This is a genomic window from Terrabacter carboxydivorans (assembly GCF_039532035.1).
GTDB lineage: Bacteria > Actinomycetota > Actinomycetes > Actinomycetales > Dermatophilaceae > Terrabacter > Terrabacter carboxydivorans.
On the sequence record NZ_BAAARE010000022.1, the window covers coordinates 1 to 21,162 of the forward strand.

Below are 21,162 nucleotides of genomic sequence, written 5' to 3' on the forward strand. Positions count from 1 at the left end.
CCTACCACCGCCGTCGGAGACAGCCCCGCCTCGGCCGGTTGACCCCGGTCGAATACGAGTTGATCATGACGACAACCGCCACTCAGGTGGCCTAACCGAAACTGTCACCCGTCCGTGCAGCAGACCCGAACGCAGATCGCCCGACAATGCCGCTATGAGGCCAACGACGATCGCCCGACCATGCCGCTGACGGCGCGACCGGCGTCAAGCATCAGGTGACACGCGACTGTCAAGCATCACCCGAGACAGGACACATGGACCCGCGATTTATGTCGTGAGGAATTTCTGTACTGGCTCAAGCGCGCCTCCGGCGCGAAAAAGCGCGGGACCCCGCGATGGGGACCCCGCGCTCCGGCGCTGGCGCGCCTACGCGCACCCCACCGCACCCCGCGCCAAATTGCCCGGGTCGCGCCTGAGTTGTCCGAAGCGCCCTCCCGCATGCGGCGGACTCTCCCGGTGACCTACGACGCACCTCGTCCGGACGTACCTGCACACCCGGCGGCTCCACCTGCCGGCTGGTACCCCGACGGCTCCGGACACATGCGCTGGTGGGACGGCGCCGCGTGGACGAGCAACACCATGCCTCAAGCCCAGCCGGACACGACGTGGGCGGTCTTGTCCCACCTGAGCTTCTTCGCCATGCCCGTGTTCGCCCCCTTGATCATCCGACTCACGGCCGGCAAGCAGGATCCCTTCGTCAAGCACCACGCGACCGAAGCGCTCAACGCACAGATCCTCTTCGCCATCCTGTGGAACGTCCTCATCGGCAGCCTGGTCATCACGACGGCGGCGAACCCCGACGACCCGAACCCACCGACCCTCCTCTTCATCGCCTTTCCACTCGCGTTCCTCGCCGGTGCAGTGCTCCTCGGGACGGCCATCCGAGGCGCGGTCCAGGCCAGCCGTCGCGTCTGGTGGCGCTACCCGATCTCCATCCGCTTCGTCCGCGGCGCGCGCGGAGCTGAGTCCTAGGAACGCGCAGGGGCGAGACTTGGAACCGGCACGTGGGCAGAGGGCCGTCATTCCCCGTGGCTGAGGCTCATGCGCTGGGGACGAGAGGAGCCCCAGCCGTCGCTGCTCGGGCTCAGTCCCACAGAGGACCACTGCCCGCCTCGAGCGCGTGGCGGCGTCGACGACCCGCGCGGCCGGCATCCACAAGCGCCTTCTGCGCGGCACCACCCAGCCCAGCCCGTCCCACTGACTGCGCAGACCCGCGTGGCACATTCGTCGTGCAAGGCGTCCGAACAGGTCGCCCGCGGGACCCCAACAACACGCGATCGCGTACACCATCACCCACACGAGAACCGGCGAGAACACGCTGTATCTGGCCGCCAAGGCGGCGGTCGCCCTCCCGTGCGCCTCGTCCGGCCGCTTGGGGGCGCAAAAGGGGCACGCTGGCTCGGAAGACGTCGGCAGCCCACAGCAACGAGCACTGAACATCCGTGCTCGAAAGTCCTCACGACCCAGAGGCGCCGCACCCCTCGGACCGACTTTTAATCCGCCGGTCGTCGGTTCGAGCCCGACGGGGCCCACCACACCTGGCTGGACCGGACACCGCGCTCGACGGTGCGCCCCGGTGACATCGTCCGGCCGGAGGGCCGCCCGCACGGTGGTCACTGCGGTGGGCGGGTCCGGCGGATGAGCCCGCGCTGCTGCGCGACGGCGACCGCCCGCGTGCGCGAGTCCACGTCGAGCTTGGTGAAGATGTGCACGAGGTGCGACTTGACGGTCGCCTGCGACACGAAGAGCCGTTGCGCCACCTGCTCGTTCGACAGGCCGTCCGCCACCAGCGTCAGGACCTCCGTCTCGCGGGCGCTCAGCGAGGTCGCCGGCGTGCGGATGCGGTCCACGAGGCGCTCGGTGACGGCGGGTGCGAGCGCCGACTGTCCCGACGCCGCGGCGCGGACCGCGGCGACGAGCGCCTCGGGCGGCGCGTCCTTGAGGAGGTAGCCGGCTGCGCCGGCCTCGACCGCGGCGAGGATGTCGGCCTCGGTGTCGTAGGTGGTGAGCACGATGACGCGCGGTGCGCCCGCCCTGGCCGTGATCTGACGGGTGGCTTCGCTCCCACCCAGACCCGGCCCGAACTGCAGGTCCATCAGGACGACGTCGATGTCTCCCGCCCCCGCCCGCGTGACGGCAGCCTCGGCGGTGGCGACGTCGTCGACGACGACGAGGTCCGGCTCGGACGCGAGCACGGCCCGCAGGCCGGCGCGGACGACCGGGTGGTCGTCGGCCAGGAGCAGCCGGATCGCCGTCATGGCCGGCGCTCGTCGTCGCCGGCGCCGTCGGCGCCCCCGTCGCCGCCCCCGTCGCCGGCCCCGTCGCCGGGGCCGTGCTCCGACCCAGTCGACGACGGCGCCGACCGGCCCACGTTCACCGAGACCGCGGTGCCACGGCCGGGCCGGGACTCGACGGTCAGCACCCCGCCCACCTCGGCGGCCCGGGACCGCATGGACCGCAGGCCGAACCCGCCGACCGTGTCGTCCGTCGGGGTCGGAGCAGCCGGGTCGAGGACGTCGAAGCCGATGCCGTCGTCGACGACGTCCAGCGTCACCGCCGTGTCCATGGTGGTGAGCGTGACGTCGGCGCGGGTGGCCCCCGCGTGCTGCGTGGTGTTGCCGAGCGCGGCCTGCGCGATGCGGAGCAGCGCGACCTCGACCGCCGTGGCGAGAGGCACGGCTGGTCCCTCCTCGTGGAAGACCACCCGGGTGCCCGTGCGTGCGGAGGTCGCCTCGCACAGTCGTCGCAGCGCCGCCGCGAGGGTTGACTGCTCGAGGTCGCCCGGAGCCAGGGCCCGCACGAACCTCCGGGCCTCGGCGAGGTTCTCCTGCGCCTCCCGGCGGGCCTGCTCGACGAGCTCGCCTGCTCTCGAGGGGTCGGCTCCCCGGGCGGGGTCCAGCGACCGGGTCGCGGCCTGCAGCAGCAGCTGGATGCTGGACAGCCCCTGGGCGAGGGTGTCGTGGATCTCCCGGGCGAGGCGCTCCCGCTCGTCGAGCACGCCGGCGCGACGCTCCGCCGCGGCCAGGTCGGATCGGGTGCGGTCGAGCTCGACGATGAGGCGGCGGCGCTGCTCCGACTCCGCATGGAGGGCCTGGTAGCCGAACACGGTGGCGATGACGACCGCGGCCCCGATGACCGGACCGATCACCATCGCGACCGTGAACGTCTCCTGGTGCCAGGCGAACCCGGCGATCGCGGCCACCGTGACGGCAGCCACCGCCGCCAGCCCCACCGGCCTCCGCAGCAGGTGCAGCAGCAGGAAGGACCACGGGAACGCGAGGTAGATCCCGTCCGGGCTGACGAGGAGCAGAGCCAGCCAGACCACCATCAGCAGCGCCAGCCAGACGGCCGCAGCCCGCGACGAACGGGCCACGGTCGCCGACCGCACGCCCACGGCATACACGATCCCGACCGCACCGGAGCAGAGCACGACCCACGGCCACCCCGGCAGCCCACCGAGGACGCTCCGCAGGACGGCGACGACGAGCAGGGCCGAGACGAGCACGTGGACTGCTCCACGAAGTCCCGGCGACACCGGTGTCGGCTCCCACGGGTCGCCGACGGTCAGGGCGTCCGGGGGCGGCGAGGAGATGGCAGACATGTCGGGAGCCACGTTACGGCGGCCGCCACGGCGTCGGCATCCATCGAAAGACGGAGACGACCGTGGGTCCTTCGGTGCCCGGGAACCCGCTGCGCGGTCGATGCCGCACCCTGCCCGCGTCGAGGACCGTTGAGATCGACGCCGCAGACCGCGGCACCCCGACCGGCGCCGGCCCTCGAGCAGGCGACGACAGCCCTGCTCGACAGGCGCAGGTCACGGCCGGGACACCAGAAAGGAAACCACCGGCGTGTTCGTCGCCATCCGAGATGTCCGTTTCGCCAGAGGACGGTTCGCCCTCATGGGCGCCGTCGTCACCCTCATCACCCTTCTCGTCGTCCTCCTCTCCGGACTCACCGCGGGGCTCGGCCGGGGCAACACCTCGGCCATCACCGACCTGCCGGCCGACCACCTCGTGCTCTCGGCCCCCGCGCCGGGCACGAAGCTCGCCTTCACCGACTCCTCGCTCCCGCCGTCGGTCCGCGCCCAGTGGTCCGACGTCCCCGGGGTCACCCGGGTCGAGCCCGTCGCCGTGTCGATGAGCCGCGCCGAGGCCGCCGGCCGCACGGCCGGGGTCGCGGTCTTCGCCGTGCCGCCGGGATCAACCCTCGCACCGGCGGTCGGCGTCGGCCGGGTGGTGCTCTCGTCCAAGGCCGCCCACACGATCGGGGCGGCGGTGGGTGACCGCGTCGTCGTCGGTGGCCGAGCCGTGACCGTCGCGGCCGTCGGCGACGACGCCGAGTTCTCCCACGCCCCGGTGGTCTGGGCGGCCGACGCCGACGCGCCGGTGTCGGGTCAGCCGGCCGGCAACGCCACGTTCCTGGCCCTGACGACCGACCCCGCCACCCTCGACCCGGCCGCGCTCGACACCACGGACCGACGACTGGGTACCGTGACGCTCACCCCGGCCGAGTCGCTCTCCGCCATCGGCTCCTACACCTCCGAGAACGGCTCGCTGCAGCTGATGCGCGCCCTCCTCTTCGCCATCTCCGCACTCGTCATCGGCGCCTTCTTCACCGTCTGGACCGTGCAGCGGAGCGGCGAGATCGCCATCCTCAAGGCCCTCGGCGCCTCCACGACCTACCTGCTCAAGGACGCCCTCGGCCAGGCGCTGGTGCTGCTCGCGATCGGCACGACGCTCGGCGCGGCCCTCGCCGCAGGGATCGGCGCCGCCGTCACGGGCCTCTCGGGCGCGGCCGTGCCGTTCGTGCTCGACCTGTCCACCCTGCTGGTGCCCGCTGCGGTCATGGTCGCCATCGGCCTCGCCGGCGCAGCGGTCTCCCTGCGCACCGTCACCACCGTCGACCCCCTCACCGCCCTGGGAAGTGCCCGATGACCCTCCACCTCGACGACATCACGCTCGCCTTCCCCGACGGGGACCAGCGCCTCACGGCGCTCGACCACGTCAGCCTCACCGCCGAGCCCGGCACGCTCACCGCGATCGTCGGCCCTTCCGGCTCAGGCAAGTCCAGCCTGCTGGCGGTCGCCGCCACTCTCATCACCCCGGACTCCGGCCGGGTGGTGCTGGACGGGCGCGACCTGACCGGGCTGAGCCGCGCCGGCACCGCAGCCGTGCGCCGGGGGCAGGTCGGCATCATCTTCCAGAGCTCCAACCTGCTCGCGTCGCTGACCGCCCTCGACCAGCTGCTCGTCGTCGCCCACCTCGCGGGCGACGACCTCACCGCCGCGCGGGCACGCGCCGCCGAGCTGCTCGACGCGGTCGGGCTCGCCGCGCAGGCCGACAAGCGTCCCCATCAGCTCTCGGGGGGCCAGCGCCAGCGCGTCACCATCGCGCGTGGCCTGATGAACCAGCCGTCCCTGCTGCTCGTCGACGAGCCGACCAGTGCGCTGGACAGCCAACGAGGAGAGGCGGTCCTGGGCCTGCTGCGCCAGCTCACCACCGAGCGGGGACTCACCACGGTGATGGTCACCCACGACACCGGGCACCTCGAGGCCGCCGACCACGTCGTCCGCATCGTCGACGGACGCACGAGCGAGCTGGCCACCCGCTAGCGCCCGGGCTCCCGCGTGCGTATGCCGTCCGCCGACCATGCAGGTCACGTGCACGAGGCTCCCGGCCACGCGGCATACGCCCGCGACGTCGTGGCGGGCGCGCAGACCGCGCCCGAGCAGCGCTCAGGGCAGCGACGCACCGCCGCAGATCACCAACGTCTGCCCGGTGACCATCGCCCCGGTGGGCTCGAGCAGGAAACGGGTCATCGCGGCCACCTCCGCCGGCTCGACGAGCCGGCCGAGCGGTGGCACGACGGGTGGCACGGACGCGCGGTTGGGGTCCTCGAGCATGGGCGTGCGGGTGGGTCCGGGAGCGACGACGTTGACGGTGATCCCTCGGGGCGCGAGCTCGCTCGCCCACGCGCGGGACATCGCCGTGAGCGCTGCCTTCGTCGCGGCGTACTGGCTCTTGCCCGGCACGCCGACCATGGTGCGGCTGCCGACCAGCACGACGCGGCCACCGTCGACGAGCACGTCCACCAGGCCTCCGACGACGAGCTCGGCACCGCGCACGTGCACGGCCCACATCCGCTCGCCCTGCTCGGGGTGGAGCGAGCTGAGCGGTCCGGAGAACTGCAGGCCGGCGGCGTGGACGACCGCATCCACGCCGCCGGCCGCGGCCTCGCGCACCGCCCCGACGGCTTCGTCGGCCGAGATCACGTCAGCCAGGTCGCACGGCACCCACGTGGCAGCGCCCGGCAGTGCGCCGCGGGAGCGGCTGAGCCCTAGCACGTGCCACCCGGCACCGACGAGGTCGTGGGCGATGGCGAGTCCGATGCCCGAGCTGGCTCCCGTGACGACCGCGGTGCGTGCCCCGCGGGCGTCGGTCGTGGTGGGGGCCGACTCGGAGCGTGCCGTCGGTGCCGTCACCGGGATGGGCTCCGGAGGCGGTCGACGACGTCCTTGGGCAGGTGCACGTGCTTGATGGCGCGGCGGTGGTAGGTGTAGGCGACGTGCAGGTCGCCGTCGCGTCCGGGCAGCACCGAGGGGTAGGACAGCTCGCGGTTGAGCCCGTCGCGCGAGTTGTTGGACATGCAGTAGCCGTCACCGGTCTCGAGGTCGACGAGCACCGGCCACGAGCGGCCGTCGTCGGGGCTCAGCCCCAGGGTCATCGGCGCCCGGGGCGCACCCCAGAAGGCCTTGGGCCGACCGTCGTCCGTGTCGAGCGAGGGTTCGGCCAGCACCGGACCGTCGATGCCGTCGCGCACCCCCTCGTCGTCGATCTCGTCGTAGAGCGACACGCGCCGCTCGGTCGCGTCGAGCGCGGAGCTCCGGTTGAGGACGAGCGCGACCTCTCCCCCACCGACGGCGACCGCCTGGATCGAGGAGTTGTTGTTGGGCAGCGCGGTCGGCGTGGGCTCGGCCCAGGTCACCCCGTCGTCGGTCGACGTCGTCTCCCAGACGTGGTCGGCCCACCGGCTGCGGAAGCAGGCCCACAGCGAGCCGTCCTGCCGCACAACGATGTTCATGTGCACGCAGCCGAGCGAGCTGGGCACGGGCGCCTCGGTCCACGAGTCGCCGCCGTCGTCGCTCCACCAGACGCTCGACGTGTCCTCGTTGCCGACCCACTTCTCACCCGGGACGGTCACGCAGTTGAAGACGGGCAGCAGGATGCGTCCGCTCGCGAGGACGACCGGCGGCTGGCGCACGAAGACGCCACCGGCGTCGGTGGCCGGGAGGAGCACCGTCGGCGCCTCCCACGTCTGGCCGCCGTCGCGCGACACGCGACGACGCACCTCTGAGGTGTCCTGGTTGCCGGCGAGCTGCGCCGTGTAGAGCAGCCAGACGTCGCCGTCGGGAGCGGTGAACAGGACCGGGTTCTGCTCCGAGCGCGTCGGGTCGTCGCTGAGCGGCACCGGGTCCAGCCACGTGTCGCTGCCGGCGGGTAGCCGTGAGAGGTAGGCGGTGATGTCGCTGACGCCCTCCTGCGTGCCGCCGAACCACACGCATGCCAGGTCGCCGTCGGGCAGCCACGCGAGGTTGGCCGCGTGGCACTGCACCGTCGGGGTGGGAAGATATGCCGTGTGGCCGCCTCCGTCGCGCGCGCGCAGCACGCCGTCGGCGGGCAGCACCTCCGCGACGACGTCGCTCACGACTCGCCCCGTGCCGCCCTGAGGTGGGCCGTGGCCGCCTGCTCGAGGTGGATGAGGTCGGAGCTGACCGTGGCGAGGGTGAAGCCCTGGCCGAGGCGCTTGGCCGCGACCTCCCCGCTGGGAGTGTGGAACCCGGCTGCGATGCCGGCGTCCTGGGCTGCCTTGAGGACCCGCTCGACGGCGGCCTCGAAGACGTCGTCGACGGCAGGGTCGGTCGAGGTCGCGCCACCGACGGCGAGACGCAGGTCGGAGGGGCCGATGTAGAGGCCGTCGATGCCGGGCGTCGCGGCGATGGCCTCGACGTTCTCGAGCCCCTGGGGCGTCTCGATCATGGCGAGCACGACGGTGGCCGCGTTGGAGTCGGCGGGGTTGGGGCCGATCCGCAGCTGCGAGCGCATCGGGCCGTAGGAGCGGACGCCCTCCGGGCCGTACTTCGCGTAGGAGACGGCGCGGGCGGAGTCCTCGGCGGTGTTGACGAGGGGCACGATGACGCCCGCCGCTCCCGAGTCGAGCGCCTGCCCGATGAGGAACGGGTCGTTGGCGCCGACGCGCACCATGCCGACGGACTCGCCTCCGGCGTCGATGGCCTGCATGCCGGCGAGGATGCCCTTGTAGTCGAGCAGCCCGTGCTGGGCGTCGAAGCAGACGTAGTCGTAGCCGAGGCGGGCGAGCCGCTCGGTCGAGACCGGCGAGTCGATGATGACCCAGTAGCCGAGGATCGTCTCGCGCGCCCGCACCCGGCGGGCGTAGTCGAGGACCCGCTCGCGGCTTCGCTCCAGCGCGGTCGCGCCCGCGCCTCCCTGCGCGCTCATCGGTTGTACCCCGGCATCGACCCGGCGATGGCCAGGCCTGCCTCGTCGCACGCGGCGACGACGTCGGCGGGGAGCGGACCGGCTTGTGCAGCAGTGATGTTGGCCTCCAGCTGGTGTGGTTTGGACCCGCCGAGCAGCACCGACGAGACGACGGGCTTGGAGAGCAGCCACCGCAGCGACAGCTCGGGCAGGGTGATGCCGGCCTCTGACGCGATCGCGCCGAGGGCCTCGATGACCGCGAACGTCTCGGCGTTCCAGTAGCGGTCCTTGTACATGGTCGCGAGCGCTGACGAGCCGAAGCGCCCCTCCCCCGGCGACTCGGTGAACGAGTGGCGTCCCGTGAGCAGGCCGCCACCGAGGGGGTTGTAGACGATGGTCGCGAGTCCCTTCGTCGTGGCGAACTCGGCGTACTCCGCCTCGATGCGGCGGGCCACGAGGTTGTAGAGCTGCTGCGCGAGGACCGGACGCGGGGTGCCCAGGGCGTCGCAGGCGGCGAAGACGTCGCCGATCTGCCAGGCGGAGAAGTTCGAGACCCCGATGGCCCGGACCTTGCCCTCGGTGACGAGGTCGTCCAGGGCGGCGACGGTCTCGGCGATCGGCACCGACCGGTCGGGCTGGTGGAGGTAGTAGACGTCGACGTGGTCGGTGCGCAGCCGGCGCAGGCTCGCCTCGAGGGACGCGCGGATCCCGGCGGCCGACAGCAGCGGCGCGCCCCCCGCGTCACCGGGGTAGATGCCCGCCTTGGTCGCGACGGTCACGGAGTCCCGCCGACCGGCGAGGATCTCGGCGAGCATCTCCTCGCTGCGCCCCGCGGCATACCCGTTGGCGGTGTCGATCGAGGTGATGCCCGCGTCGAGCGCGGTGTCGACCATGGTGCGCGCGGTGTCGAGGTCGACGGTGTCGCCGAACGTCATCGTCCCGAGCACGAGCTGCGAGAGCGGGTGCGCCAGGCCGGGCAGGTCGAGGGTGGGCAGTGTCGTGCTCGTCGTGCTCGTCGGGCTCGTCGGGCTCGTCATGAGGCCTTCTCGGTCTCCGCCGCGCGCGAGGCGGCGATGTGTCGGATGAGGTGTCGCGGCTTGATGCCCGTCATGAGCCCCGGCTCGAGGGCGGAGCGGCGCAGGCGCTGGGTGTAGTCCTCCTGCGGTCGCGAGAGCAGGTCGTCGGTGCGGCCGCTCTCGACGATGCGGCCGGCCCGCATGACGATCGTGTCCTGCGAGATGGCGCGCACGACGCCGAGGTTGTGCGAGATGAAGAGGTAGGTCAGCCCCGTCTCGGCCTGGATGTCGGCGAGCAGCTCGAGCACCTGGGCCTGCACCGAGACGTCGAGGGCGCTGGTCGCCTCGTCGCACACGAGCAGCTCCGGGCCGGACGCGAGCGCCCGGGCGATGCCGATGCGCTGGCGCTGCCCTCCCGAGAACTCCGGCGGCTTGCGCTCCAGTGCCGTCCTCGGCAGACCGACGCGGTCGATGAGCTCGGCGGCCTTGTCGCGCTGGACCTTCCGAGACTTCTCGCCGCGCACGCGGACCGGCTCGGCCACGATCTCCTGGGCCGTCAGGTGCGGGTCGAGCGAGCCGTACGGGTCCTGGAAGACCATCTGCACGCGGTGGCGCATCGGGCGCAGCTGCTTCTCGGCGAGCTGGGCCAGGTCGGTGCCGTCGAGGTCGATGACGCCCGACGTCGGCTTGAGCAGCCGCACCAGGGCCTTGGCGATCGTCGACTTGCCGCACCCGGACTCCCCGACGATGGCGAGGGTGCCCCCGCGGGGGACGCTGAACGACACGTCGTCCACCGCGCGGAAGACCTCCTTGCCGCTGCGGTACTCGACGACGAGGTTGCTGACGGTGAGCAGGTCCTCAGCCATGGCTGGCCTCCTTCACGAGCTCGGGCGCGGGCGCGGCGAGCGCCGGGTCCTCCCAGGGGCCGAGCTCGGGGATCGCCCGGAGCAGCTTCTGGGTGTAGGGGTGGTGGGGGTGGTCGACGACGTCGGTGACGGAGCCGCTCTCGACGAAGACGCCCGACTTCATGACGTGGATGCGGTCGCTCATGAGGCGCGCGACGCCGAGGTCGTGGGTGATGAGCAGCAGCGCGATGCCGGTCTGCTCCTGGAGCTCGAGCAGCAGGTCGAGGATGCCGGCCTGCACCGTGACGTCGAGGGCGCTCGTCGGCTCGTCGGCGACGATGAGGTCGGCGTCGGCCGAGACGGCCATGGCGATGAGCACGCGCTGGAGCATGCCTCCCGAGAGCTGGTGCGGGTAGGCGTCGAACTGCTTCTTCGGGTCGCGGATGTGCACCTGCTCCATGAGCGACAGGGCCCGCGCCTTCGTCTCGGCCTTGCCGAGGTCGGGGTACTTGATGCGCACGGCCTCGGTCATCTGGCGGCCGATGGTGCGGATCGGGTTGAGGGCCGTCATCGGGTCCTGCGGGATGAGCGCCACCGCCCGGCCGCGCAGCTTGTCGATGACCTTGCGGTCGCCCGTCACGTCCTGGCCGCCGATGCGGGCCTCGCCCGAGATGACGGCGAGGTCGTCGGGCAGCAGCCGCAGGATCGCCATGGCGGTCGTCGACTTGCCCGAGCCGGACTCGCCGATGATGGTCACGGTCTCGCCCGCGTCGATGTGGAAGCTGACGCCGTCGACGGCCCGCACGACCGTGCCGTTGCCGGTCATCAGCTCGACCTGCAGGTCCTTGACCTCGAGGACGCTCATCACTGGTCTCCCTTCGCACGACGGACGCGGTCGCGCAGGCCGTCCCCGACGAGGTTGACGCCGACGACGAGCAGGGCGATGACGACGCCCGGGATCGTGACGAGCCACCACTTGCCGGTGACGAAGAGCTCGCGACCGTCGGAGATGATGCCGCCCCACGTGGGGTAGGGGCGCTGGACGCCGGCGCCGAGGAAGCTGAGGGCGCTCTCGAGGAGCACGGCCTGGGCGAGCAGCAGCAGGACGACGACGAGCACCTGCTGGAGGATGTTGGGGATGAGGTGGCGGGTGATGATCGAGATGCGGTGCAGCCCGAGCACGCGAGCCGCCGCGACGTAGGGCTTCTCCCGCTCGACGAGCACGAGCGCCCGGGTGATGCGCGCGGGCTCCGGCCACTGGGCGAAGGCGATGACGAGCGTGATGACGGGGATCGACGGCCCGAAGAGCGCCACCACGAGCAGCAGCATGAGCAGCAGCGGCAGCGACATCTGCGCCTCGAGCAGGCGCGAGACGATGGTGTCGACCCACCCCCCGAAGTAGCCCGCGGCGGCCCCGGCGATGATCCCGACGAGGCCGGACACGAAGATCGCGAGCACACCGATGACGAGCGAGGTCTGTCCACCGTGCAGGACGCGGCTCAGCAGGTCGCGGCCGTTGGGGTCGGTACCGAAGAGGTGGCCGGCGCTGAACGGCGGCAGGGACGACTCGGAGAGCTGGCCGATGATCGGGTCGGGCAGCGGCAGCAGCTGGGCGAGCGCCACCGGGACCACGACGACGCCGGCGCAGATCGCGCCGACCCAGATCTTGATCGTGCTGTAGCGCGCCCGCCGGGCGGCGGCGGACCGGCGCAGCAGCACCTTGGTGACCGCCGAGTCTCGGCCCAGGATCGAGCCCGGGACCTCGCTGAGGTTCGGGACCTGCGGGTGGCCGGGCAGGTTCGTCGAGGTGGTCATGAGCTGGCCTCTCCGAGTCGGACCCGCGGGTCCATGAGCGGGTAGAGCAGGTCGACGAGGAGCTGGACCACGAGGGCCAGCACGACCGTCACGAGCACCGTGGCCTGGATGAGCGGGAAGTCGCGCTGCTTGAGGGCGTTGACGACGAGCTCACCGACACCCGGCCACTTGAAGACGACCTCGACGATGACGACACCGTTGAGCATCGCCGCGAAGCGTGTGCCGAGCGCCGTGACGACGGGGATCGCCGAGTTTCCGAACGCGTAGCGCCAGGTGAGGGCCCGCTCGGAGATGCCGCGCGAGCGCGCCACCGTCAGGTAGGGCGAGGCGAGGTTGACGACCATCTCGCGGCGCACCAGGCGGCTGATGAGGGCCACCTGGAGGATCGCGATCGTCACCGTCGGCAGCACGATCGAGCTCGCCGAGGTGAACCCGGCCGGCTCGAACCAGCCGAGCTGCACGGCGAAGAGGATGAGCAGCACGAAGCCGATCCAGAAGTCCGGCATCGACTGGCCGGCGATGGTCGCGATGTTGGCCCCGAGCTCCTTGGCGGTGTCGGCCCGTCGGGCCATCCACACGCCGAGCGGGATCGCGACCACCGCCGTGACGACGATCGCGGCCACCGCCAGCGTGATCGTGTAGGGCAGGCGTTCCATGACGACCTCGAGCGCGGGACGCTTGAAGAAGAACGAGGTCCCGACATCCCCCTGGAACAGGTGCTGCAGGAAGGTCACGAACTGCACCGGGATCGAACGGTCGAGCCCGAACTGCTCACGGATCGCGGCCAGCTGCTCCGACGTGGGGTTCGGCGGCGCGTAGTTCGCCGCCGGGTCACCCGGAGCCATCCGCAGCAGGACGAACACCGTCGCGGTCGCGAGGAACGCGGTGAGCACGGTCTGCCCGATGCGCTTGAGGACGTAGGTCAACATGGGATCACCTGGAGGTGGTGGGTCGGGGCGGACCCGGTCAGGCCGAGACCGTCACGGATCCGAGGTCGTAGGAGTTGATGGCGCGCAGCTTGAGGGTCGTGACGCGCTTGCGCTTGGCGAGGACGTTGTTGGGCGTCCAGGCCCACATGGCCGGCCAGAGCGCCCAGATCTTCTCCTGGGCCTGCTTCAGCAGGTCGTCGCGCTTGGCCTCGTCGGCCTCGGCGCCCGCCTGGTCCAGCAGCGAGGAGATGTCGGGCGCGACGAAGCCCTGGTAGGTGTCGCGCGTCTTCTCCTTCTCCGCCGTGCCGCCGTACTGCCCCTGCAGGTTGGTCAGGGCCAGGCCGGTCTGGTTGCCGTAGCCGTTGGCCAGCACGTCCCAGTCGCCGGCCTCGCCACGGCGCCACGCGTTGATCTCGCCGCCCTTGGGGATCATCTTGAGGGTGGCCGTGACGCCGACCGCGGCGAGCATCTGCGAGATGGCCTCGAGCACCCGCGAGGCACCGGCGAACTCGGAGTCCTCCCAGATGAAGGTGAGCTTGAGGTCGCTCGCACCGGCGGCCGCGAGCATCTGCTTGGCCTTGGCCGGGTCGTAGGTGTACTCCCCCGTACGGGCGAAGCCGGCGAGGGTCTTGGGCACGACGCCCTCGGCCGAGGTCACCTGGTTGTTCATCAGCGCCTTGATGAGCGAGGCGTGGTCGATCGCGTAGCTGAGCGCCTCGCGCACCTCCGGCTTGGACAGCGGGCTGCTCGAGGGCTTGCGGAAGTTGTAGAACAGGTGGATCAGGCGCGTGCCCGGCGTCTCGATGACGTCGACGTCGGCGTTGGTCTTGAGCGCGGCCGCCGACTCGGGGGTGATGGTGTCGATGACGTCGGCCTGGCCGGAGGTGATGGCGATGACGCGCGCACCCTCCTCCTCCTGGTAGCTGACGTTGACCTCCTGCAGCTTGGCCTTCTCGCCCCAGTAGTTGTCGTTGCGCGTCAGCTTGTAGGTGCCGGTGCCGGTGTCGGCGTTCGCGATGACGAAGGGTCCGGTGCCGAGGCCGTTGCTCAGCTCCTCGGCCTTGTTGTCCTTGGCCGGGGTGATGAGGATGTTGGACATCAGGGAGTTGAGCGTGACGACGGGGACCTTGGTCGTGAGCGTGAACGTCTTGTCGTCGACCTTCTTGAAGCTCGGCTGCTCCGGGAACTGCGAGGCGACGTAGCCGGCCTTGACCTGGAAGTAGAGCTTGAGCGCGGTCTCGACGTCCTCGACGGTGACCGGCGACTTGTCGGAGTAGTGGATGTCGCTGCGCAGCTTGACGGTCCACTCGGTGGGCTTCGTCTGCTCGAACGACTCGGCGAGGACGAGCTGGGGCTTGAGGTCGTCGCCGATCTTCGTCAGGGCCTCGCGCACGGCGCGCTGGACGGTGACGGCCGCGTCGTACTGGTTCAGCTTGTTGTCGAGGCTGACCAGGTTGCGGTTGAGCACGATGCTCAGTGTGCCCCCTGCAGCCCCCGCCCCGGCAGTGCTCGCCGTGTTGGCGGTCTTGGGCCCGGCACAGGCGGCGAGTGCGGGAGCGAAGAGCGCTCCGGCGCCGGCCAGCGAGGCCAGCTTGAGGATCGAGCGACGCGAGACCTCACGCGTCGGCTGGTCAGACGTGGGAAGCAGTGCAGGCTGCTGGGGCATCGGGACTCCTCGTTGAGCGGTGGCCTCCCCGTCGGTGGCGCACGCTGCGCCCCTCGGGTTGACCAACCTTCGCACCATTGCGCGATGTGCGCAATACCTGTAGCGTTTTTTGTGAAAGGACGGTTCGGCGTATGCCGTCCGGCTCAGTCCCGAAGGTTCCCGCACCTCCTTTCACCACCACCGGCAAGGTCGCCAAAACCCTTGCTGCCACAGCGAAAGCACAACCATGAGCGCAGTGAGGAGGAGCCATGACCGACCCGGCCCTGGGCATCGTCGCTGACGACCTCAGCGGTGCTGCGGAGTGCGCCGTCCACGCACTGATGCGCGTTTCGCGCAGCACGGTCCTCCTCGTCGGCGACCCGGCCTCCCCGCCCGACCCGACGCCCGGGCAGCGGCTCGACACCGTCGTCACGGTCGACACGGACTCCCGCCGGCTCGAGCGCGACGACGCGGTGCGCGCCGTGCGCGCGGCAGCAGCGCTGGTGTCCGGCGCGCCGGTCGTCGTCAAGAAGGTCGACTCCCTCCTGCGCGGCCACCTCGCCGCAGAGGTCGCCGCGCTCGCAGCCGAGCTGGGCCGCACCGCGGTGGTGGCCGTCGCCAACCCCGCCCTCGACCGCGTCGTCCGCGACGGCGTGCTCCACGTGGGCGGCACCCCCCTGCACGAGACGGACCTGTGGGCCGTCGAGCCCACCCCCGCGCCCTCCCGGGTCGCCGAGGCCCTGCACCCGCTGGCCACCGTCCTCGTGCCGCACACCGTCGTGGCGCTCGGCGTCGACGCCGTCGCCGCCGCCCTGTCCGACGCGGCCGGGTCGGGTCTCGTCGCCGTCTGCGACGCCGTCACGGAGAGAGACCTCGAGATCGTGCACGAGGCCGCCACCAGGGGCAGCTCCGACGTGCTGCTCGTCGGCTCCGGCGCCCTGGCGGCTGTCGCCACGCGCGCCCTCGCCGACCAGCGCCGGGAGCCGGACCGGGGCCGGGGCGCTCGAACCATCGCCGATCCCAACGAGGCTCGACCGTTCGAGGGACGCAACCCTCGAACCACCGGGACCCGGTCGCTGCTCCTCGTGCTCGGGACGCGGGCCCCGGCACTCCCGACCCAGCTCGAGCACCTGACGGCTGCGCGCTCCGCGCAGACCCTGCTCGTCCGTCCCGGCGTCCTGCTCGACGACCCCGAGGCCGTACGCGTCGAGCTCGCCGGGCTGCCGCGTGACGGAGTCGTCGTGGTGGCCCTCGACCCGGCCGCTCCCGCCGACCCCACCCGCTCCCGAGCCCTGGGCGAGGCGCTCGCCGACGCGGTCGCACCTCTGCTCGACGGCTACGACGCGGCCTTCCTCTCCGGCGGCGAGACCGCCCGAGCCGTCCTCGACCGTCTCAGCGTCCATGCGCTCGAGGTCCTCGACGAGATCGAGCCGGGCACCGTCGTCAGCTGCCGCCCGGGTGGCCGGCTCGTCGTGACGCGCCCCGGCAGCTTCGGCTCCGCGTCCTCCCTCGTCGACGTCGCCGCCCACCTGCTCGACGACCCCACGTCCTGCCCGCCCGAACCGACTCACACCGCAACCCGCGCCGTCCACGACGCGACCACCGAGGAGAACTCATGAGCGCCGCCCTTCCCCGCATCGCCGTGACCATGGGAGACGGCGCCGGCATCGGCCCCGAGATCATCGTCAAGGCTCTCGCCGACCCGCACGTCGCGACGATGGCGCGCACCGTCGTCGTCGGTGACGCGCTGCGCCTCAAGCAGGCCGCCGCGGTGGCCGGGGTCGCCGTCGACATCGTCACCATCGACGAGGTCGAGCAGGCGAGCGAGATCCCCGGTCGCATCAACGTCATCGACCTGGCCCTGCTCCCCGAGGACCTGCCCTTCGGCCGGCTGTCCGCGGTCGCCGGCGACGCGGCATACCACTACATCCGGGTCGCGGCCGAGCTCGCGATGGCCGGCAAGGTGCAGGCGATCTGCACGGCGCCGCTCAACAAGGAGGCGCTGCACGCCGGCGGTCACGTCTTCCCCGGCCACACCGAGCTGCTCGCCCACCTGACAGGCACCCCCGAGGTGTCGATGATGCTCTCGACCGAGCGGGTCAAGGTCATCCACGTGACGACCCACATCGGTCTCATCGATGCCGTCAACCGCATCGAGCCCGGTCTCGTCGAGCGCGTCATCCGCCGCGGCCACAAGGCCCTCGTCGACGCCGGCAACCCCAACCCCAAGATCGGCGTGTGCGGCATCAACCCGCACGCGGGCGAGAACGGCCTCTTCGGCTACGGCGAGGAGGAGTCCAAGATCAACCCCGGCGTCGAGGCGGCGCGCGCCGACGGCATCGACGTCCACGGCGCCCTCCCTGCAGACACCCTCTTCTTCCTCGCCGGGCGCGGCGACTACGACCTCGTCGTCGCGATGTACCACGACCAGGGGCACGGTCCCGTCAAGGTGCTCGGCCTCGAGGCGGGCGTCAACGTCACGATCGGCCTGCCGGTCATCCGCACCTCCGTCGACCACGGCACGGCCTTCGACATCGCCGGCACCGGCATCGCCGACCACCGCTCGATGATCGAGGCCCTGCGACTCGGCGCGGAGATGGCGCCGCGGCCCGTCGACGCCTAAGGTGCCCAGCGTGGCGAAGCACACCGCACAGACGCGTCGGGGCGAGATCGTCCGCCTCGCCACGACCAGTGGTCTCGCGAGCGTGGAGGAGCTCTCCGACCAGCTCGGCGTCACCGCGTCGACGATCCGGCGTGACCTCGCCAAGCTGACGGCGCAGGGCAAGCTGGCCCGCACCTACGGCGGTGTCATGAGCCTCGCGCACCACCCCGAGGCCTCGCTGCGCCAGCGCCTCGGCGAGGCCCACGCCGCCAAGCGGGACATCGCGCGGTGGGCCGCCGACCAGATCGAGCCCGGCGAGACCGTGCTGCTCGACGCCGGCTCGACGATGGGCGCCCTCGCCGACGCGATCACCAAGACGCCGGAGCTGACCGAGCTGACGGTCGTCACCGCCGGCATCAGCGCCATGGCCACCCTGACCGACAGCGTCGGCATCGACGTCATCGCCCTCGGTGGCCGGCTGCGGCCGCTCAGCCAAGCCTTCGTCGGCCCGCTCACCGAGGCGGCCGTGCAGCGGATGTCGTTCGACCGCGCCTTCATGGGGGCCGACAGCGTCCACGCCGAGCGCGGCATCTGCGAGGCCGACCTCGAGCAGACGCGCCTCAAGGAGCTGATGATGAGCCGCGCCGAGCACACCTACGTGCTCGCCCACGCCGACAAGCTCGGCCAGTCCCCCTTCCACGCCTGGGCCGTCATGCCCTCGCGGTGGACCCTCGTCACCGACGAGTCCGCCGATCCCGTTGCCCTGCAAGCGTTCCGCGACAACGGCGTCGAGGTCGTCATCGCGCCGCGACGCGACTGAGCTCTCTCGTCACCCCACCCGACGAGGAGCGGGCGTATGCCGTGGTCGGGGCCGACGGCATACGCCCGCTCCTGCTGTGGCTCAGTCCTCGACGACGGTCGTCATGACCCAGTCGCGCACCTGCGGCATGTCCTCGAGGTGCTCGACGATGTAGGCCTGGTGCTCGGCCAGCTGCGCCTCGCACCACGCCTTGACCTCGCTCGACCCACGCACCTGCCGACCTGCGTTGTTGATGGCGTCCATGACGAGGGAGTAGCGGTCGACGCCGTTGCGCACGACCATGTCGAAGGGCGTCGTCGTCGTGCCCTCCTCGCTGAAGCCGCGCACGTGGAAGCGGTCGGCGTCGGGGCGGCCGTGCACGAGCTGGTGGATCGCGCCGTGGTAGCCGTGGAAGGCGAAGACGACGTCGACGTGGTCGGTGAACAGCTCGCCGAAACGCACGTCGTCCATGCCGTGCGGGTGGCTGCGCGCCCGCGGCAGCGTCATGAGGTCGACGACGTTGACGACACGGACCCGCAGCTGCGGCAGCTTCTCCTTGAGGATCTGCGCCGCCGCCACGACCTCCATCGTCACGACGTCCCCCGCGCACGCGAGCACGACGTCGGGGTCGCGGTCGCCGTCGTCGGTGCCGGCCCAGTCCCAGATGCCGGCCCCCGCGGCGCAGTGCGCGATGGCGTCGTCCATGCTCAGCCACTGCGGCTGGGGCTGCTTGTCGATGACGATCAGGTTGACGTAGTTCTTGGACCGGAAGCAGTGGTCGGCAACGGAGAGAAGGCAGTTCGCGTCCGGCGGCAGGTAGATGCGCGACACCTCGCCGCGCGCGTTGAGGACCGTCTGGATGAGGCCGGGGCCCTGGTGCGAGAAGCCGTTGTGGTCGTTGCGCCACGCCGTCGACGTCAGCAGGATGTTGAGGCTCGGCACCTTGGCGCGCCACTCGAGCTTGTTGGACTCCTGCAGCCACTTGCTGTGCTGCACGGTCATCGACGCGCTCACCATCGCGAAGGCCTCGTAGGTGGCGAAGAGCCCGTGCCGACCCGTCAGGGTGTAGCCCTCGAGCCAGCCGTGGCAGGAGTGCTCCGAGAGCACCTCCATGACCCGGCCGTCGTGCGAGAGCTTGACATCGTCGTCGGTGACCCGCTCGGCGGTCATCCGGTCGGACACCTCGAAGACCGCGCCGACCCTGTTGCTGTTGGTCTCGTCGGGGCTGAAGAGCCGGAACGTCGTCGGGTTGCGCACGTAGAGATCGCGCATGAGCTCGCCGATCGCGCGCGTCGACTCCTCGCGCACGCTCGCCGGCGACGGCACGTCGCGGGCGTAGTCGCGGAAGTCGGGCAGGTCGAGGTCACTCGTCAGGAGGCCGCCGTTTGCGTGCGGCGACGCGCTCATGCGGAGGTCGCCCTCCGGGTTCGCCTGAAGCACAAGCTCGCTGGGTCGTCCCTCGTCGTCGAACAGCTCCTCGGGGCGGTAGGACCGCATCCAGCTCTCGAGGAGCGCGAGGTGCTCGGGGTTCTCCTTGACCCCCGACAGCGGCACCTGGTGCGAGCGCCACGTGCCGGTGACCTTGACGCCGTCGACCTCGGCCGGCCCGGTCCAGCCCTTGGGGGTGCGCAGCACGATGAGCGGCCACCGCGGCCGCTCCCCCATGGTCCAGCCGTCCGCGCGCGCCTCGGCCTGGATCGCGCGGATGCGGTCGTATGCCGTCGCGAGCGTCTGCGCGAAACGCTCGTGCATGCCCGGCACGTCGTCACCCTCGACCTCGAGGACGTCGTAGCCGTGGCCCTCGAGCAGGCTGCGGACCTCCGCAGGGTCCTTGCGTCCCAGCACCGTGGGGCCGGCGATCTTGGCGCCGTTGAGGTGCAGGATCGGCAGGACGGCGCCGTCACGACGCGGGTTGAGGAAGGAGATGCCCTTCCACGAGCCCTCGAGCGGGCCGGTCTCGGCCTCGCCGTCACCCACGACGGCGAGCGCCAGCAGGTCGGGGTTGTCCATGACGGCCCCGAAGGCGTGGACGAGGACGTAGCCGAGCTCGCCGCCCTCGTGGATCGAGCCCGGCGTCGTCACCGACACGTGGCTCGGGATGCCGCCCGGCGCCGAGAACTGGCGGAAGAGGCGTCGGACGCCGTCGGCGTCGGTCGTCACCTTCGGGTAGATCTCGGAGTACGTGCCCTCGAGGTAGCCGGCGGCGACGAGAGCAGGGCCGCCGTGCCCGGGACCGGTGAGGTAGATCGTCTCCTGGCCGGTGTGCCGGATGACGCGCGACATGTGCGTGTAGACGAAGGACAGGCCCGGGCTCGTGCCCCAGTGGCCCAGCAGCCGCGGCTTGATGTCGTCGGGGACGAGAGCACGCTGCAGCAGCGCGTTGTCCTGCAGGTAGATCTGCCCGATCGTCAGGTAGTTGTTGGCGCGCCACCACGCGTCCATCGCCGCGATCTCGTCGGCGGTGGGGGGCAGCACGGAGGTCGTGGTCGTCTGGTTCGTCGTCTGGTTCGTCGTCTGGTTCGTCGTCTGGCTCGTCGTCGTCACAGCGGGCGCCTCTCGAGGGGTCGGTGATCGTCGTCCTCGTCGAGCCTCACGGACGCCGGCCGGGCTGGCAAGGGGTCGGCGCCTCCCGACCGGGACACACGGCATACGCCATCGGTGGCCCGAGCGGACAGAGCAGTGGGCCGGCCCCCGTCGGGACCGGCCCACCCCACTCCGGAAAGGTCAGCGGTCGAAGGCGTCCTTGACGTCCTTGCCCGCATCCTTGAGCTGCTCGCCCCGCTGCTTGAGGTCCGCCGAGGCCTGGTCACGCTCGCCCTCGGCCTCGAGTCGCTCGTTGTCGGTGACCTTTCCGGCGGTTTCCTTGGCCTTGCCCTTCAGGTCTTCACCCATGTTGCTGGCCTTGTCTTCGATACCCATGTCGGGACCCCTTTCGCCTTCGATCGGATACCTCTGCCCCTACCCGCTCGCAGTGGTTCGCCACCACACCCCGTGGGCGGTGACGGTGGTCACGCGC

The 21,162-nt window shown here is 71.4% G+C and carries 19 protein-coding genes; 6 read left to right on the forward strand and 13 right to left on the reverse strand.

The genetic code is table 11. From position 1 onward, the window contains the following. The first annotated feature begins 456 nt into the window (after positions 1-456). Positions 457-972: a magnetosome magnetite crystal formation protein family gene (locus tag ABD297_RS19535; RefSeq protein ID WP_425581201.1), complete on the forward strand. Its 516-nt coding sequence runs from the start codon at positions 457-459 to the stop codon at positions 970-972. A gap of 641 nt (positions 973-1,613) precedes the next feature. Here ABD297_RS19535 and ABD297_RS19540 read toward each other — a convergent pair. Further along, the gene (locus tag ABD297_RS19540; RefSeq protein WP_344256774.1) at positions 1,614-2,258 is read right to left on the reverse strand and encodes a response regulator; all 645 of its coding nucleotides are present in this window, start codon (positions 2,256-2,258) and stop codon (positions 1,614-1,616) included. Then, a complete protein-coding gene (locus ABD297_RS19545) occupies positions 2,255-3,601 on the reverse strand; it encodes a sensor histidine kinase (protein ID WP_344256775.1) in 1,347 nt (448 codons plus the stop codon). Before ABD297_RS19545 ends, ABD297_RS19540 begins: the two co-directional genes overlap by 4 nt. Before the next feature lie 247 nt (positions 3,602-3,848). Between ABD297_RS19545 and ABD297_RS19550 the strand changes: the two genes are divergently transcribed. Next, positions 3,849-4,934, forward strand: coding sequence for an ABC transporter permease (locus ABD297_RS19550; protein WP_344256776.1), 1,086 nt, complete (start codon positions 3,849-3,851; stop codon positions 4,932-4,934). After that, positions 4,931-5,611, forward strand: a complete 681-nt coding sequence (locus tag ABD297_RS19555; RefSeq protein WP_344256777.1) for an ABC transporter ATP-binding protein — start codon at positions 4,931-4,933, stop codon at positions 5,609-5,611. Before ABD297_RS19550 ends, ABD297_RS19555 begins: the two co-directional genes overlap by 4 nt. Positions 5,612-5,734: 123 nt before the next feature. Here the strand turns inward: ABD297_RS19555 and ABD297_RS19560 are convergent, their stop codons facing one another. The 9 genes from ABD297_RS19560 to ABD297_RS19600 are packed head-to-tail and all read right to left on the reverse strand — an operon-like array spanning position 5,735 to position 14,766. Further along, positions 5,735-6,481, reverse strand: coding sequence for an SDR family NAD(P)-dependent oxidoreductase (locus ABD297_RS19560; RefSeq protein ID WP_344256778.1), 747 nt, complete (start codon positions 6,479-6,481; stop codon positions 5,735-5,737). Next, the gene (locus ABD297_RS19565; RefSeq protein ID WP_344256779.1) at positions 6,478-7,704 is read right to left on the reverse strand and encodes a sialidase family protein; all 1,227 of its coding nucleotides are present in this window, start codon (positions 7,702-7,704) and stop codon (positions 6,478-6,480) included. Before ABD297_RS19565 ends, ABD297_RS19560 begins: the two co-directional genes overlap by 4 nt. Next, on the reverse strand, positions 7,701-8,516 hold the full coding sequence (locus ABD297_RS19570; RefSeq protein WP_344256780.1) for an HpcH/HpaI aldolase family protein: 816 nt from the start codon (positions 8,514-8,516) through the stop codon (positions 7,701-7,703). The genes ABD297_RS19565 and ABD297_RS19570 overlap by 4 nt, the downstream gene beginning before the upstream one ends. Further along, a complete protein-coding gene (locus ABD297_RS19575) occupies positions 8,513-9,532 on the reverse strand; it encodes an aldo/keto reductase (protein WP_344256781.1) in 1,020 nt (339 codons plus the stop codon). The genes ABD297_RS19570 and ABD297_RS19575 overlap by 4 nt, the downstream gene beginning before the upstream one ends. Then, the gene (locus ABD297_RS19580; RefSeq protein ID WP_344256782.1) at positions 9,529-10,377 is read right to left on the reverse strand and encodes an ATP-binding cassette domain-containing protein; all 849 of its coding nucleotides are present in this window, start codon (positions 10,375-10,377) and stop codon (positions 9,529-9,531) included. Before ABD297_RS19580 ends, ABD297_RS19575 begins: the two co-directional genes overlap by 4 nt. After that, positions 10,370-11,221, reverse strand: coding sequence for an ABC transporter ATP-binding protein (locus ABD297_RS19585; RefSeq protein ID WP_344256784.1), 852 nt, complete (start codon positions 11,219-11,221; stop codon positions 10,370-10,372). The genes ABD297_RS19580 and ABD297_RS19585 overlap by 8 nt, the downstream gene beginning before the upstream one ends. Then, the gene (locus ABD297_RS19590) at positions 11,221-12,171 is read right to left on the reverse strand and encodes an ABC transporter permease (protein WP_344256785.1); all 951 of its coding nucleotides are present in this window, start codon (positions 12,169-12,171) and stop codon (positions 11,221-11,223) included. The genes ABD297_RS19585 and ABD297_RS19590 overlap by 1 nt, the downstream gene beginning before the upstream one ends. Continuing rightward, positions 12,168-13,100 (reverse strand): ABC transporter permease, encoded by a 933-nt coding sequence (locus ABD297_RS19595; RefSeq protein ID WP_344256786.1) that lies wholly within the window; start codon positions 13,098-13,100, stop codon positions 12,168-12,170. The genes ABD297_RS19590 and ABD297_RS19595 overlap by 4 nt, the downstream gene beginning before the upstream one ends. Before the next feature lie 37 nt (positions 13,101-13,137). Further along, positions 13,138-14,766, reverse strand: a complete 1,629-nt coding sequence (locus ABD297_RS19600; RefSeq protein ID WP_344256787.1) for an ABC transporter substrate-binding protein — start codon at positions 14,764-14,766, stop codon at positions 13,138-13,140. 248 nt (positions 14,767-15,014) lie between these two features. Between ABD297_RS19600 and ABD297_RS19605 the strand changes: the two genes are divergently transcribed. From ABD297_RS19605 to ABD297_RS19615, 3 genes are read left to right on the forward strand one after another with little or no spacing between them, the layout of a single operon-like run. Further along, complete coding sequence (locus ABD297_RS19605; RefSeq protein WP_344256788.1) at positions 15,015-16,364, forward strand: four-carbon acid sugar kinase family protein; 1,350 nt, start codon at positions 15,015-15,017, stop codon at positions 16,362-16,364. Next, on the forward strand, positions 16,361-17,368 hold the full coding sequence (gene pdxA / locus ABD297_RS19610) for a 4-hydroxythreonine-4-phosphate dehydrogenase PdxA (RefSeq protein WP_344256789.1): 1,008 nt from the start codon (positions 16,361-16,363) through the stop codon (positions 17,366-17,368). The genes ABD297_RS19605 and pdxA overlap by 4 nt, the downstream gene beginning before the upstream one ends. Positions 17,369-17,378: 10 nt before the next feature. Continuing rightward, positions 17,379-18,167 (forward strand): DeoR/GlpR family DNA-binding transcription regulator, encoded by a 789-nt coding sequence (locus tag ABD297_RS19615; protein WP_344256791.1) that lies wholly within the window; start codon positions 17,379-17,381, stop codon positions 18,165-18,167. 81 nt (positions 18,168-18,248) lie between these two features. Here the strand turns inward: ABD297_RS19615 and ABD297_RS19620 are convergent, their stop codons facing one another. Both ABD297_RS19620 and ABD297_RS19625 read right to left on the reverse strand, forming a co-directional pair. After that, entirely contained in the window at positions 18,249-20,690 is a 2,442-nt protein-coding gene (locus tag ABD297_RS19620) for a phosphoketolase family protein (protein ID WP_344256792.1), read from the reverse strand. Positions 20,691-20,870: 180 nt separating this feature from the next. After that, positions 20,871-21,065 carry a CsbD family protein gene (locus tag ABD297_RS19625; RefSeq protein ID WP_344256793.1) on the reverse strand — a complete coding sequence of 65 codons (195 nt, stop codon included), beginning with the start codon at positions 21,063-21,065 and terminating at the stop codon, positions 20,871-20,873. Positions 21,066-21,162: the final 97 nt, after the last annotated feature.

Excerpts from the sequence above, each read along its gene's own strand:
- ABD297_RS19540 (WP_344256774.1), bottom strand. The coding sequence starts at position 2,258 with ATGACGGCGATCCGGCTGCTCCTGGCCGACGACCACCCGGTCGTCCGC.
- ABD297_RS19545 (WP_344256775.1), bottom strand. The coding sequence starts at position 3,601 with ATGTCTGCCATCTCCTCGCCGCCCCCGGACGCCCTGACCGTCGGCGAC.
- ABD297_RS19555 (WP_344256777.1), top strand. The coding sequence starts at position 4,931 with ATGACCCTCCACCTCGACGACATCACGCTCGCCTTCCCCGACGGGGAC.
- ABD297_RS19570 (WP_344256780.1), bottom strand. The coding sequence starts at position 8,516 with ATGAGCGCGCAGGGAGGCGCGGGCGCGACCGCGCTGGAGCGAAGCCGC.
- ABD297_RS19575 (WP_344256781.1), bottom strand. The coding sequence starts at position 9,532 with ATGACGAGCCCGACGAGCCCGACGAGCACGACGAGCACGACACTGCCC.
- ABD297_RS19580 (WP_344256782.1), bottom strand. The coding sequence starts at position 10,377 with ATGGCTGAGGACCTGCTCACCGTCAGCAACCTCGTCGTCGAGTACCGC.
- ABD297_RS19585 (WP_344256784.1), bottom strand. The coding sequence starts at position 11,221 with ATGAGCGTCCTCGAGGTCAAGGACCTGCAGGTCGAGCTGATGACCGGC.
- ABD297_RS19590 (WP_344256785.1), bottom strand. The coding sequence starts at position 12,171 with ATGACCACCTCGACGAACCTGCCCGGCCACCCGCAGGTCCCGAACCTC.
- ABD297_RS19595 (WP_344256786.1), bottom strand. The coding sequence starts at position 13,100 with ATGTTGACCTACGTCCTCAAGCGCATCGGGCAGACCGTGCTCACCGCG.
- ABD297_RS19600 (WP_344256787.1), bottom strand. The coding sequence starts at position 14,766 with ATGCCCCAGCAGCCTGCACTGCTTCCCACGTCTGACCAGCCGACGCGT.
- ABD297_RS19605 (WP_344256788.1), top strand. The coding sequence starts at position 15,015 with ATGACCGACCCGGCCCTGGGCATCGTCGCTGACGACCTCAGCGGTGCT.
- pdxA (WP_344256789.1), top strand. The coding sequence starts at position 16,361 with ATGAGCGCCGCCCTTCCCCGCATCGCCGTGACCATGGGAGACGGCGCC.
- ABD297_RS19625 (WP_344256793.1), bottom strand. The coding sequence starts at position 21,065 with ATGGGTATCGAAGACAAGGCCAGCAACATGGGTGAAGACCTGAAGGGC.